The 14,780-nt window shown below is 62.7% G+C and carries 2 protein-coding genes and 1 pseudogene; all 3 read right to left on the bottom strand.

All coding sequences use genetic code 11. The features are described from left to right. Positions 1-12 precede the first annotated feature (12 nt). Positions 13-275: pseudogene (locus BJD12_RS25270) on the bottom strand (hypothetical protein); the annotation flags it as partial. A 37-nt stretch (positions 276-312) separates the two neighbouring features. Continuing rightward, a complete protein-coding gene (locus tag BJD12_RS00475) occupies positions 313-567 on the bottom strand; it encodes a hypothetical protein (protein WP_005996799.1) in 255 nt (84 codons plus the stop codon). Next, complete coding sequence (locus BJD12_RS00470) at positions 564-14,762, bottom strand: two-partner secretion domain-containing protein (protein ID WP_229003633.1); 14,199 nt, start codon at positions 14,760-14,762, stop codon at positions 564-566. The genes BJD12_RS00475 and BJD12_RS00470 overlap by 4 nt, the downstream gene beginning before the upstream one ends. Between the last annotated feature and the right edge of the window lie 18 nt (positions 14,763-14,780).

The raw sequence follows: 14,780 nt of genomic DNA, 5'->3' as shown, positions 1-14,780 counted from the left end.
ACCTTAGCAAGGCCTGCCTGCTGCCAACAATGTTGGGACGGGAATGGTGGCGGGGTCGACACGTGTGCGCGTTTCGTTTGCACCTGCGGTGACACGGTACCGGCGGCGGTGGTCTGCACAGTTGCCTGATCGACCGTACTGCGTACCAGCCCGCTATCATTGGACATGACCGTTGCGACCGGCATCTTGACGATGCCGCCAAATGCAGCGAGCGACGCATCCTGCGTGCTAGGGCCGACTTAGGCGCCTGCGCTGCCGCTGGTGCCGGTGGCGACCGTCGCTTAGTTATCTCCGTCCCTGACGATCTGATTTCTATTCATTCAAACCAAGTGAGCTTGGAAGATTTTTCACAAAATCGGCAACCTCACCCTCATAATTTAAAGATTCCGAAACCAAATCAGAACACAGCAGAACCCTTTCAATATCAGGAAGTTCCTGCAGCTCAAAGGCCAACTGCTCCATCATCTGAACAGCCGCATCTTGATCGACAACTTTAGCATCAGAAAACTCTAGAAAATTACAAAAATTAGCTATAACTTTGGCAAAAGTTTTATTAGCTTCACTCATGGCTTAACCACCTCTACAGTTATGTTGTTAATACCAAGCTCTTCGAACATTTTCTTGGCACGATTAGCCTGCGCCTGTGTGGGCACTTCCCAGCGACCGGTTAAACCCTGTTCTGACAAAGCTTGAGATTGACGTAACGCCTGATCTTTCGCCTTTGGCGTGGTAACCACTGATATTTTACGATCCACCAACACATCTGCGTCAACACCGTCGAACTTGACAGGCCGTTCCGTTCCATCTGGCATAGTCCTCGTGATTGAAGGCGCTTGCGATGCTTGGGTTTCCACGTTTGATCGCGCACCTGGGGCAGAGTCATTATAATCGCGCGCTTTGGAACTCATCGACGCTTTTTCATCAACCCAAACAATCTTACCTTCGGCGTCATCAATTTTCTTTCCAATACCCTGCGAGCTCTCAAGAAGGCTGTTGGCTGCCTTCCCTGTACTAATAACACCAATAACGGACGCCATCGAGTCGACGCCCATCCCTGCCATCATATTGGTGGCAGGCCGTACCGATTGAAGCTGCTGCTCGTTCTGGGCTCCTAGGCCATAGGTCCCTAGAAAATTACCAAACGGATCGACCAGATACTGCTGTTTCTTGTTCAGCAAGAACTCGCCTGGCGCAGAGTTTTCGAACAGCGTACTCGCAACAGTCTTGACCGGGCCTCCAGCAGCCGCCATTGCCACGTAAGCGAGCGCCAATGCTGTGTCTTGGCCCAGCCAGTTGCTTGCTTTCTCAACGCCTCGCCCACCACTCTCGATGACCCCGCTGACCAGCTGACCGGCGTGCAGTAGCCCCCCGGACGATTTACCGACTACCTCTACTGCTGGAAGCTTCTCGGCACTTCCAATAGCAGCGAGAGGCTGTCCATCAAGATCGATGCTTTGGGCGCCTTCAACATAGACCTTACCCAGCAGCCCGAGAACCGACTTCTGATCCACCATATCCAGCGCACTGAAACTCTTGCCGAATTCCCTCTGCGCCGATGCTTCAACCAGCGCCATACCGGCCATGTTGTTGGCGACGCCAGGCGTTGTCAGCGCCGCCGCAAGGCTGGCCGGATCTGCACCATTCTTGATTGCCTCGTTGATCAGCGTACGCATGCCTTGCAACAGGGCTTCGTCACCGCCGGCCATCGCGCGCAGAGCGTCGGAAGCCAGCAGCTGTCGCTTACCGTCCCGGTAGTCGTAATAGCCATACTGCTGAGAGGTGTTGGCAGCGATGGCACCCGACGTGGCATCGCCCAACAGACCACCGGCGATCAGACCCAAGCCGATGCTGGCCAGGTTCATCGCCCCTTCGTGGGCAATACCATCGCCATCCACACCTTTGTTGATGCTTGCTGATAGCTTGGTCAGGAATCCTTCGTTGGCAGCTACACCAGCAGCAGCGCCTAGAGCACTGCCCCCGCCCAGACTGGCCTGGAATACGCCTGCCAGTACCTGAGTTGCCATCTTGGCATTACCGCCATCGGACCACTGCTTCAGACTGGACTGAGCGGCGTCACGCCGCACCGCTGCTGCTGCACGCTCTTCATCGGTTGTAGCAGCTTGATAATCCTCGGCTGCGGCTTTGAGCTCTTCTGTTGCCGCGTCACGCCGTGCAGCAATCACTTCTTTGGCAGTACGGAATCCGACTTCGCCTGCAACCTGGCTCAGCTCGACCTGTTCCTGCAACTTGTTCGTATCAATCGCCTTGATGCTATTGCCATCAAGCATCGAAGCGCTACGTTCCAGGCCTTCCAGTGCACTGAGATCCTTACTACGTATTTCAATAGCACCAGCAGCAATGTCACTGCGAGTAGTACTCATTGCATTGCTATTGGCGCTGCCCAGAGCACTGAGTCCTGCACTTGCGGCGGATTGCGCTAATCCAGCACCACTGGTCCCCGCGCCCACACCGATGTTGGATGCCTTTGCCTTTGCTTCGTTTTGAAGATCTTCTACCGTCAGGCTGCCCGTGGACAGGCGGTTGAGTGTCGCATCCGCCATACTTGCAATTGCGCCGCCAACGAGGTGCGTATTGCCGCCAACACTGATGTCGAACCCACCATTGCCGGCCTGAATGCCGCTCTGTTCGTTGACACTCGTGTAGCTACTATTGACCTTCTGCTGACTGTAGTTCGCACTACTGCCGCTAAAGCCCCACACCAACGTCATGCCCGCCTGTTGCTGTTTGCTCTTGTAGTCGCTGGTGTCTTGCTCACTTTGGATCAGCAGGTCACCACCAACATCGGCCAGCACCTTGTCGCCGATTGCTTGTGCGCCCTTGATCGTGGTGTCGTTGCCACTGATCAACGTCAACCTATCGTTGGCGGTCACCACGCTCTCAGCGTGTACGTCACTATTGCCCTTGGCACTGCCTTTACCAGCATAGGCAGTGAGATACACACCCGTCGTTGTGCCAACGCTGACACCAATCTCGCCACCGGCGTTTTTGTTCTCCGACTTGTTGGTGTTGGTCTCCAAATTACTCAGCAAGTTCAGATCGTTCGCAGCAGAGAGCGCGACGTTTTCACCATTGATCTTGCTGCCGATGACATTCAGGTCGCCGCCGGTCGCTGCGATGGTGACGTTGCCGTCGCTCAGGATGCGGCTACCGCCAGTAGTTTCCTCATGCGTAGTTGTCTTGCTCGACGCACTGCTAGCACCGATCCCGATGCGCAGACTCACGCCCCCCATACCGCTGCCAGCGGCCGCAGCTGCCTGATACTCGGCCACGCCATCGCTGACTGCATATCCCGCCTTGGCGGCATAAAGTGCCTTTAGACGATCGTCTTCTACCTCCGAACCACGTTTGGTCGCGCTATAGGCCGCTTCCGCCGCAGCCACTACCCCACCAGTCAACCCCAAGGTGATGCCTGCACTCTGCTGCTTGGACGTTTGCACCGTATCCACGGTGTTTTCCGCCGCGGCAATCGTGACTTCCTTACCCACGATGGTGGTGCTGGTGGCGCTCAGTACGTCGCTACCGGTAATGGCGACCTTGTTGCCAGCAGTCATCGTCACCGCGCCATCGGTGCTGCCGACCAGACTGCCGGTATTGGTGACCTCGGTGACGTCCAGACCATCGGCTTTCTTGGTCACGCCCAATGCGACGCTGAATCCGCCACCACCATATAGACCGGACTTCTTGACCGTCTTCTCATGCTCTTCGCTGTGCGTGTTTTGCACTGCGTCCAGCGTGAGGTTGTTGCCTGCGGCCAACACCACATCGCCAGTGCTGGCGACCTGCGCGCCCTGCGACAGCAAGTCATTGCCCGCCGCAATCTGCACCGTATCGCCACTGAGCGTGGTGGTGATCGCCACGTTGTCGTGCCACTCATCATGCGTGGTCGTCGTCTTGCTCGAGAACGTGCCCTTCTTCTTCTTGGTCATGTCCTGCACGGCATCGTGCTGCTCGCTGGCGGCGAGCAGGTTGACGTCGTTGCCGGCGGCCAGGGTGATGCCGCCTTCCTTGGTGGCGGCCGATGCGGCGGTGAGGGTGATGTCGTTGCCGGCCTGCATGGCGAGGTTGCCGCCGGCAGTGAACTCGGTGCCGTGGACGGTTTCGTCGCGGGTGCTGGTGGTCTGCTTGAAGCGCTTGCGCGTCTCCAGGACATCGCTGGTGTCCACCGTGGTCAGCGTGCTGGCGTTGATGTCGTTGCCGGCGCTGATCCCCAAGCCCTTGCCTGCATCGAGCTTGGCAGCGACCAGGTTGACGTCGTTGCCGGCGCTGAGGATCAGGTTGCCGCCGGCAGTGAGCGCCTGTTGGTCGATGGTTTGCGTAGTGGTCGTGGTAGTGACGCGGGTCTTGCCGTTGCGCGAGTTGTAGCTGTTGGTCTCGCTGTCGTTGAGTACGGACTCGACATTGAGGTTGTTGCCCGCTGCAGCGATCAGATCACCGCCAGCCTTGACCTCGGCCTGGCGAATGGTCAGGTCGTTGCCGGCGGTCAGCTGCAGACTGTCGCCGGTGCTGATGCTGGTGCGGGTGGCGACCTTGCCGTCCAGACCGATGGTCGGCGTCAGCGACAGGTTATTGCCTGCCTGCAGCGCGGCGCTTCCGCCGGCCGCGATGGTCACGCCGTGCAATTGCAGGTCGTTGCCTGCAGACACGATCAGGTCCTTGCCAGTGGTCACCGACACCGCATCGCCGCCGCGCAGCAGGCCGTTGTCGTCGCGCAAGGCGCTGGGCGTGAGACTGAGGTTATTGCCTGCGATCAACGCCGCACTACCGCCGGCCTGCACGCGGGTGCCGGTCAACGTCATGTCGTTGCCGGCCATCAGTTGCAGGGTGTTGCTGGCAGTGATGCCCGACAGGATGCCGACGCCGTTGATGGCCTTGGCCGCTTCGCTGACCAGGTTGTTGCCGGCCACCAGTGCGACATCGCGGCCCTGGATCTGGCCCTGGTTGAGCAGGTCGTTGCGCGCTTCCAATGTCACGGTGCCGGTGCCGCTGATGCGGCCCTGGTTGAGCAGATTGCCGGCAGTGACGCTGACATCGGCACCGGCGATGACGCCCTGGTTGCTCATGGCGTTGGTGGCGTTGAGCTCGACGTTGCCGCCAGCGATCAAGGCGCCATTGCCGCGCAGCTGCAGCGAGTTGGAGGCCAGGTAGACCACCGGCACCAACACTTTCTGGCCCTGGTAGTCCTGCTCCACCATCCACACGATGTCTTGGGTGAGCGCAGCGGCCTGCGCGGCGGTCAAACCCACGCCCATGCTCAATTGCAGCTGGCCTGCGGCAGCCACACCGGATTCCAGCAAGGCGCGGTATTGCGCCACGCCATCGGCGTAGTTGCCCAGGTAGCGACGACCGGTGAGCTGGGTGATCTGGTCCAGCACCAGGCGCTGCTCATAGAAGCCGTCGCCCAGGCGGGTCTGGGTCCACTCCGGGTCCACGCCCAGCTTGTCTAGCAGGAAGTCGCTGCTGATGAAGTTGTCGTAGTTGACGAAGCGCGGGTCGGTCTCGATCAGGTAGCGACGGCCCGGGCCATTGCTGCGCCAGGCGTTGATGCCACCGAGGCCGGTTGCTGCGCGACCCATGGCGGTGCGGTCAGTCGCCGTGCCATTGGACAGGCGATACAGCCCACCGATGGGTAGGTCGATCTGCGTCAGCGAGGTCTGGCCGCCGCCCACGATGTTGGCCACCGGGATGGTGGCGGGGTCGACACGCGTGCGGGTTTCGTTCGCACCGGCCGTGACACCGGTACCAGCTGCGGTGGGTTGCACAGTTGTCTGATCGACGGTGCTGCGCACCAGCCCACTGTCGTTGGACATCACCGGTGCAACCGACATCTTGACGATACCGCCCGATGTGGCGAGCGTGGCGTCCTGCGTGTTGGCGCCGACTTGAGTGCCTGCGCTGCCGCTAGTGCCGGTGGCAACACGGATACTGCTCGCTCCACCAGTGGCGCGGCCGATCACTGCTTGGCCACCCACTCCTGCGGCGCTTTGCACGGTGCGACCACTCAGGCCACCTTGAGCGCCTACGCCATTCAGCGAAGCGCCACTGATGGCACGACCATCGCTACCAACAGCGCCGTTGCTGATATTCGCGCCATTGAGGCTGACGCCTTGGTTGCCAGTCATGCTGGCGCCTAGCGCGATATAGCTGCTATTGATCGTCGAGGAGTTGAGCCTCTGGTCTTCTTCTTCGTAATAGCAAACGACCTTCTGCCCGACCGGCTGCATGCAGTCATTAGTGATCGCGGTAACGATATGTTCCACGTCGCTTTGCCGAACCGTCTGGTTCAACGCCAGTGCTTGGTTAAGTAGCTGCTCGCCGCCTACGATCATTCCGTCCGAGAGCCCACCAAGACCTCGCTGGTTAGCAGCGAACAGGCCTGCCGCAGCGATGGTCGACGCATTATTCGTCACGCTCCCCGACAGCAAGATGTTTCCGCCTGCCGCGATTCTCCCCTCTGCGCTTGCAGAAGACAGCTGCTCCTGCTGGATCACCTGATAGTTGCGATAGATACCCGGTGCGAGCCCTGTATAGGGATAAGGCGCGCGCGCGCCTTGCAGATTCCGGATTGCCTTGCCTTCGATGAGCTCTCCGCCCGAATACACATCGTCGCTGCCGGGATCGGTGGAGACGCTGGTTGTGTTCACCACGCGCCGCCGGTTATTCAATTGCCCAGCCGCAATCAAAATGCTCCCATCTGCCTCAATACTGCCCGAGAGGTTATTCACCACACCCGTACGCGCTACCAGGGTGCCGCCCCCATCCTGCGCGGCACCAATGGCGATATTGCCAAGGCTGAAGATGCGCGCGTCGCGGTTGAGCAGCTGGTCGCGCACGATCAGGTTCATGTTGCCGGTGGAGCCGAGCAAGGCTGAGCCGTAGGCGGCATTGTCGGTGGCGCCACCGAAGTCGGCGCCGTTGACTAGGGTGCCGGTATTCACCGTGACATTACCGCCGACGATACTGCCGGTGTTGTAGACGCTGTTGGCGACAAGCGACAACGCGCCGTTGCCGGAAATGCTGCCGGCGTTGTCGATGACATTGCCGCCGTTGAGACGTGTATCGTTGGACAGGATGTTGGCGCCGGCACGGTTGGCGATGCTGCTGGCGGTAATGTCCAGGCGACGCGCGGCCTTGAGCGTGGCTTCGTTGACCAGGTTACCGCCCACGCGCAGGTTGAAATCGCCGTTGCTGACCAAGTCTGCGCCGGCGCGATGCGTGTAGTCGCTGCGCAGGGTCAGATCGAGCAGGTTCTGCGCCAGGATGCTGCCGCCACCGTCGAAGCCGACGGTATCGATCACCACATCGCCAGCACCACCGATCGCGCTGCCGGCACCGATCTGGCCGCCGGCATTGCTCAGGTTCTGCAGATTCAGCCGGACTGCCTGCTCGGCCTTGATCTTGCCGTTCTGGTTATCCAGCGTGGCGCCTGCGCGCTGCAACAGGAAGCTTGCACCTGCGTAGACATTGCCGCCCTGGTTGTTCAAGCCGTTGGTATTGGCGATGAGATCACCACCAGCGACCAGCTGGCCACCGTTGTTGGCAATGTTGGCCGCATCGATCACCACGCTGCCACGGCCACCAAGATTGCCGCTGGTGTTGGTCAACGCACCGCCTGTACTGACACGCGTCAGACCGCCGCCATTGTTGACAATGCTGCCCTGGGTATTGTCGATGCGTCCGCCCGAGACGGTGAGTGCGTTAGCAGCGTCGAGCTGGCCGCCGCTGTTGAGCAGCGCGCCTGTCACTGCAACATTGAGATCGCGGCCGGCGCTGAGCTTGCCGCCTTGATGGTTGTCCAACTGGCCGCGTGCAGTGATGCTGAGATCGCGCCCTGCTTGCAGGCTGCCGCCGGAGCTTGCGATGTTTTCCGCGGTGATCACCGCGTCGGTGCTGGCACCGATCGTGCCGTTGCCGTTGTCCAGGCCACGATTGAGTTCGACGCGCAGAGTGCCGCCCGCACTACCGCTACTCACCGCCTGCACCGTGCCACCGCTATTGCTTAGGCTGTCGCCACGCAAGGTCAGGGCACCACCGCTGGCCTGCAGTAGGCCACTACGGTTGTCGACAGCGCCACCACTTTGCACCGTCAGACCACGTGCGGCGACCGAACCGCCGATATTGTTGAGGTTGGCCGCAGTAAGCGTTGCGTCACCAGCGGCAGCAACCGTGCCGCCCTGATTGTTCATACCGCTGCTGGCGCTTATGTTCAGCGCCCCCTGCGAGACGATGCGACCGTCTGCATTGCTCAATGCACCACGACTGGTGACCGACGCAGTGCCGGTACCAGCGTGCTCGATCCGTCCCTGCGCATTCTCAAGGCTTGCGGCAGTGATGGTCAGATCCTGCCCATTGCTTGCCACGGTTCCCGACGTGTTGTCGATTGCGCCAGCAATGCTCACGCGCGTCGCGCCGATACCACTTTGAACGAGACGGCCGCCGGCATTGTTCAAGCTGCCGCCGTCGACACTGAGTTGCGTGGCCTGCACTTGGCCGCCAGTACCATTGAGACGGCCGTTATCGATGGTGCCGCCCGCCTGCACGGTTAGTGTGCCGCCGGCGAGCAGATCACCGCCACGATGGTCGAGACTACCGCTGGTGGTCAGCGCGACATTGGCGGTAGCGCGCGTGCTGGCACCGGCCAGCTGCAGCTGGGCGCCTTGCGCGAGCAGATTGCCGCCCGCCAACACCTTGCCCGAGGCACTCAGCTGGCGATCTGCGACGAGGCTCAGCGTGCTGCCGGTTCCGAGGTTGCCATCGCCGGCAATGCCCGCACCCACCGTACCGGCGATGCTGATCTCGCCCGCACGCAGGCTCAGATTTCCGGCGGCGGTGGTCTGCCCGGCGTTTTCGATACGCGCGCCTTGCAGCTCCACCGTCGCACCACTGACGACGCCCTGCTGACGCACCACGGCGTCGCTGGCCAGCGTGATCTGCTGGCCGCGTAGCTGACCTGCAAGGGTCAGATCGCTTTTCGAGCGCAGGTCGAGCGTGCTGCCTGCACTCAGGGTGCCGCTTTGCGCCAACGCACCGTCGGCTTGCGCAGAGAACGCGCCCGCCGCTGCCAAGCTGCCGTCGAGCTGCAGGTTGCCACGGCTGATCAAGGCGACGTCGCCGCGCTCGCTACCGAGCTGACCAGTGCTGGCGAGCTGCGCGGCCTCCACACGCAGGCCGTTACCGCCAATCAAATCACCGCGATTGTCCACCGCACCTGCGGCGGTCAGCCCCAAGCGCTGCAAGCCGTACGCCTGACCGGTCTGACGCAGCGAACCGACACCAAGCGTCAATTGATTGCCTGCACGTATCGCGCCGGCATTGTCGAGCAAGCCGGCGATGGACAACGTGGTATCGCCTTGCGCCAGCAGCACGCCCGTGGCGGTGTTGCTGGCACTGGCTGCGGTGACGGACAGATTCTGGCCGGCGACAACCTGCGCTGCGTTGGTCAACGCGCCGGCCGCGTTCAGCACGACAGCGCGATCGGCCTGTGCCACGCCTGCCACTGCCAGGTTGCCGGTGCTGCGCAGAGCCAGGTCGGTGCCCGCATCCAATGCGCCGCGGCTGTCGATCGCCGCGCCATCAAGACTGATCGCCCCACCGCCTTGCAGGACTGCAGCCTGTCCGGTAGTAACCGTTGCACCGCGTAAGGTTGCGTCACCGGCACTGACGGCCTGGCCGTTCAACGTCAGCGTGCGCTGCGCCTGCAGGTCCATGAACGAGGCCGACTGCAGCGTACCCGCTGCCACCAGATCGCGCCCTGCGTGCAACGCGACCGAATGCGCCTTGAGCGAGCCGCCCTGCTGCAGGTCACCTGCAGCGGTCGCCTGCAGCGTGGTCGCGGCGGCAACAACACCTTGCAACGCAATGTCGCCGCGGCTGACCAATGTGACGTTGGCCGTTTCGCTGCCGAGTTGCCCGCTGCTGCGCAGGTTGCCTGCGTCCACAGTCAAGGCATCCTTGGCGATCAAGTTGCCTCGGTTGTCTACCAGCCCGGTCGCCGTGACAGTCAACGCCTTGCCGGCGATGGCGGCACCACTCTGGTCGATACTGGTGGCGGTCATGCGCAAATCGCCACCGCTCTGCACGCTGCCGGCGTTCTGCAAGGTGCCAGCGATAAGTGCGACGCCACCCTGTGCAGCCAGCGTGCCCGTGGCAGCATTGCTGACAGAGCCTGCCTGCACCGATAGGTCACGGCCTGCGACGACCTGGCTGGCGTTGCTCAACGCGCCATCGGCACTGAGGAAGACATCGCGATTGGCTTGCGCCACGCCTGCCAACGCCAGCGCGCCGGTACTGCGCAGATACAGGTCGCTGCCGGCGTCGAGCGTGCCGCGGCTGTCGATTGCCGCGCCGTCCAGGGTGATAAAACCAGCACTTTTCAGCACAGCGGCAGTGCCGGTGGTGATGCTGTTGCCGCGCAACGCAGCATCGCTGCCAGCCTGCGCCTGACCATTCAGGACCAGCGCTCGCTGCGCCTGCAAATCCAATGTGGAGGCCGACTGCAGCGTACCGCCGGTAGTGAGGTCGCGACCCGCTTGCAGCCCAACGGTCTGCGCGGTGAGCGAACCGGATTGCACCAGGTCACTCGCTGCAGTGGCCTGCAGCGTGGTGGCGGCAGACACGACGCCTTGTAGATCGATCGCATTTTCACTGGTCAGCGTCAGCGCGCCGTTCACCGAGCCAAGCTGCCCGGTGCTGGTAATGCTGCCGGCAGCGATGCTGAGATCCCTGCCGGAGACCAGTTGACCCCGATTGTCGAATGCACCGGTCGATGCAATCGAGATCGCATCGCCGCTATAGAGTCGGCCGCGCTGCAACAGCGATCCTGTCGACAACGTAAGCCCGCGCTCGCCGTGCAAGGTACCGCTGTTGTCCAGTATGCCAGCGACCTCGACACGCAAATCGCGCATTGCGCCCAGCGTCGCGTTCGTCAGGTTTTCAGCGCTGGCCGCCTGCACAGCGAGGTCGCGTGCGGCGACAACTTGCGCGCCATTACGCAACGCACTGGCAGCAGTCAGCGCGACATCGCGTCCGGCCTGGGCGATACCGCCCAATGTCAGATCGCCTGCGCTACGTACGCTCAGATCGGAAGCCGCATCGAGCGAGCCACGGCTATCGATCGCCTCGCCCTCCAGGGTGATCGTGGCACCGCTCTGCAGCACGGCGGCACTGCCGGTGGCGATGGTGGCGCCGTTGAGCACGGCATTGCCCGTGCTCGCTGCCTGCCCATTCAAGGCCAGCGTGCGCTGGGCCTTCAGATCCAGGGTAGATGCAGCATTCAGGGTGCCACCAAGCGTGAGATCGCGGCCAGCCTGTAGCGCCACGGAGTGCCCGTTCAGCGCACCGGCTTGCTCGAGATCGCTGCCGGCAGTGGCGCGCAATGCGGTTGCCGCGGCGACCACGCCCCCAAGCTGCATGACGCTCTGGCTTGCCAATGTCACATCGGCACGTTCGCTGCCCAACTGCCCGGTGCTGCGCAACGCGCCGGCATCGATCTGCATCGCATCCTTGGCAACCAGCGCGCCGCGGTTTTCCAGCGTGCCCGTTACCGCAATCGTCATCGCGTCGCCCGCGGATACGCTGCCTCCCTGGTCCAGCGCTGCCGCGGTGAGCTGCACATCGCCACCAGCCTGCACGCGGCCGGCGGTATTGAGCTGTGCCGTGGTCGTCAGGGCCACAGTGCCCTCGCCTGCCAACACGCCAGCGGCGGTGTTGTCCAGACGCCGCGCCTGCACTGTCAGATCGCGGCCTGCGACAACCTGCGCAGCATTGGTGACGGCGTTGGCCGCGCTCAGATGTACATCACGTCCACTCTGTGCAATGCCGGCCAGAGACAGATCGCCATCGCTGCGTATCTGCAGATCGCTGCCAGCGTCGAGCGTGCCGCGGCTATCGATGGCCGCGCCGTCCAGCGCGATCGCACCGCCAGCCTGCAACACAGCACCCTGGTTGCTGATCACCGTGGCCGCACGCAATGCGGCATCGCCACCCACCTGCCCCTGTGCGGCAAACGTCAGTGCGCGCTGTGCCTGCATCTCCAGCGTGGATGCAGCGCGCAGGGTTCCGGCAGCCGCAAGATCGCGTCCGGCAATGAGGGCCATGGTCTGCGCGGTCGCAGAACCTGCCTGCTGAAGATCGCCACCGGCCGTGGCCTGCAGCGACGTACCCGCGGCGACCACACCCTGCAATGTGATGTCGCCGTCGGTGCTCAAACGCACCTCTGCCGCTTCGCTGCCGAGTTGACCGCTGCTGCGCAAGCTACCAGCCTCGATCTGCAAGGCGTTCTTTGCCACGACATTGCCGCTGTTATCGAGCGCACCTGCAACCGATGCCGACAGCGTATTGCCCGAACCGACACGGCCGCTCTGGGTCAGCGTGTCAGCAGCAAGTTGGAGTGCATTGCCTGCATAGAGGCTACCGGCGTTATCGAAGGTACCGGTGCTGCGCAGACGCGCGTCGGCATCGGACGAAAACGCCGCGCCCTGCGCATTACGCAGCGACGCCGCATCCACTTGCAGTGCACCTGCTGCAACCACGTTGGCGCGATTGTCCAACAGCCCACCGGCCTGCAAGGTCGCAGCGCCAGCGCTCTGCACCGTGCCGCTCAGGGCCAGATCGCTGGCGCTTGCAATCTGCAGATCGCTGCCTGCATCGATCACACCATCGTGATCGACAGTGGAGCCGCGCAATTGCAGCGTGCCGCCGCTACGCAGCTGCCCACGTTGACGTAATGCATCGTTCGCCTGCAGGCCGAGCACACCCGCCGATTGCACGAGGGCATCACTGCTCAGCGCGCCGCCGGCGGCGATGTTCAGTGCACCACGCGTGCTCTGCAACGTCCCCGACACCGTGGTATCGCCGCCGCTACGAAGATTCACGCTGGCGGCGTTGACCGCGCCGGACATCTGCGCGTCCGTGCCTGCATCCAATGCAAGCGTGCCGCCTGCCACCGTGTTGCCGCTCACGCTCAGGCCAGCGCGGCTGCGCAGCGAGGCGTCACCGCGTTGGCTCCCGATGTCGCCGCTGCTTTCCAGCCGTGCGGCGTCTACGGTCAATGCATTTCCGGCGACGATGGTCCCGCCGTTGACCACGCCGCCAATCACGGTTGCCTGCATATCACGCGCAGCGGACAGGCTACCGGTGGTGGTCAGATCGTTGGCCTGAAGACGCAAGTCGCGCCCGGCATAGCCGCTGCCGGCATTGCTCAGCATGCCGGCGCTACGCAGATCCAACTCCGTTCCAGCCGAAACGGCGCCGCGTTGCGCAATAGCGATCGCAGCGGCATCGAGCACGAGCGTATCGGCAGCGATCACCTGACCCTGCACATCCAGGCGTCCACTGGCCTGGATCTCTACACCCCGCCCGGCCTGCGCCAAGCCGCCCATTCGTACATCACCGCTGCCGGCCACACGCAGTGCGGACGCTGCATCCAGTGCCCCCAGCGCATCGATGGTGGTTGCGCTCAATGCAATGGCGCTAGCGCTCTGCAGGGTGCCGGACAACGCAATGCGATTCGCGCGCAGGGTTGCGCCCATGCCGCCATAGGCCACGCCACCGCTGCGCAACACGCCGTCAGCGCCCAGCTCCAGCGCGCCGGTGGTGTGCAGGCTGCCATCGGCGGTCAATTCGGAGCCGAACAAACGGATCGACCCCGCGCTACTACGCCCGGTATGGCTCAACACACCGTCGGCCTGCGCATTCAATGCGCCGGCGGCCACCAGATCACCGGCCAGTCGCATCCCTGCGCCACGCAGGCTGACATCGCCCTGCTGCGAGCCGAGCACGCCACGTTGGTCCAGATCGCCGGCTGCCCGCACAGTCAAGCCATCGCGTGCCACGGCAGTGCCGCTCAGACTCACTTGCCCGGCGCTGTCGATCTGCAGGTCGCCGCTCTGCGCGGCCAGGGTGCCGCGGCTGACCACGCCCACGCCGGCTTCGGTGGCGATCAGACGAATGCGGTCGGCATACATGCCGCCCAACTGCGCGACGTCGATGCCGATCGACGGCGCAGCGCCATCGGTACCGGGCAGCACGTCGAGCAACATGCCGTCGTAGCTGACGCGTCCTTTGCCTGCACTCGCGACCAATTCCTTGGTCCAGATCGACCCAGTGACACTGAGCTGACGCGACAGCAGATCCAGACGATCCACATTGAAGGCATCAAGACCATTACTGCCGATGCTGAGCGCCCCGCCGGTGATGGTGAAACCATTCAATGCGCCATCGCCGCCCAGGTTGGGCGTGCCGGTGGTCAGCGTGACGCGCGAGGTGTTGAGAAATCCGCAGCCGTCACAGGAAATCCCATTGGGATTGGCAATGACCAATTGCGCCTTGGCGCCGGCGATTTCGGTGTAACCCTGCAGGCGGCTGGTGGTGGAGGTGACCTCGTTGAGGATCAACGATGCCGAACCACTGCGCTGCAGATTGTTGTTGCCGGCCACATAGCCGCCCAGCTCGGTCTTGGAGATCTGCGCGCTGTTGTTGAGGATCAACCCATTTGGGCCGACATTGAAATTGCTGTAGCGATTGTGCGAAATGCCGCGCGCATTGGGGGCAACGATATCCACCACCGGTACGCCATTGGCCGCGACCTGCTGGCCGGGTGTCTGACCACCGGGGTTGGCCGTCGGCGCAACTTGCGCCCACGCCGGGAACGATGTCCAGGTCACGGTGAAGCACAGCAGCAGCGCCAACGCGCGCTTGCTTTGTTCGGCCACGTAACCACGCACGCTCATCGCTTGGGTGTCCATCGTTTCTCTCTCGCCGCC

The sequence above is a fragment of the Xanthomonas vesicatoria ATCC 35937 genome, from assembly GCF_001908725.1.
GTDB lineage: Bacteria > Pseudomonadota > Gammaproteobacteria > Xanthomonadales > Xanthomonadaceae > Xanthomonas > Xanthomonas vesicatoria.
This window is presented reverse-complemented; position numbering and strand designations above follow the sequence as displayed.

Excerpts from the sequence above, each read along its gene's own strand:
- BJD12_RS00470 (WP_229003633.1), bottom strand. The coding sequence starts at position 14,762 with ATGGACACCCAAGCGATGAGCGTGCGTGGTTACGTGGCCGAACAAAGC.
- BJD12_RS00475 (WP_005996799.1), bottom strand. The coding sequence starts at position 567 with ATGAGTGAAGCTAATAAAACTTTTGCCAAAGTTATAGCTAATTTTTGT.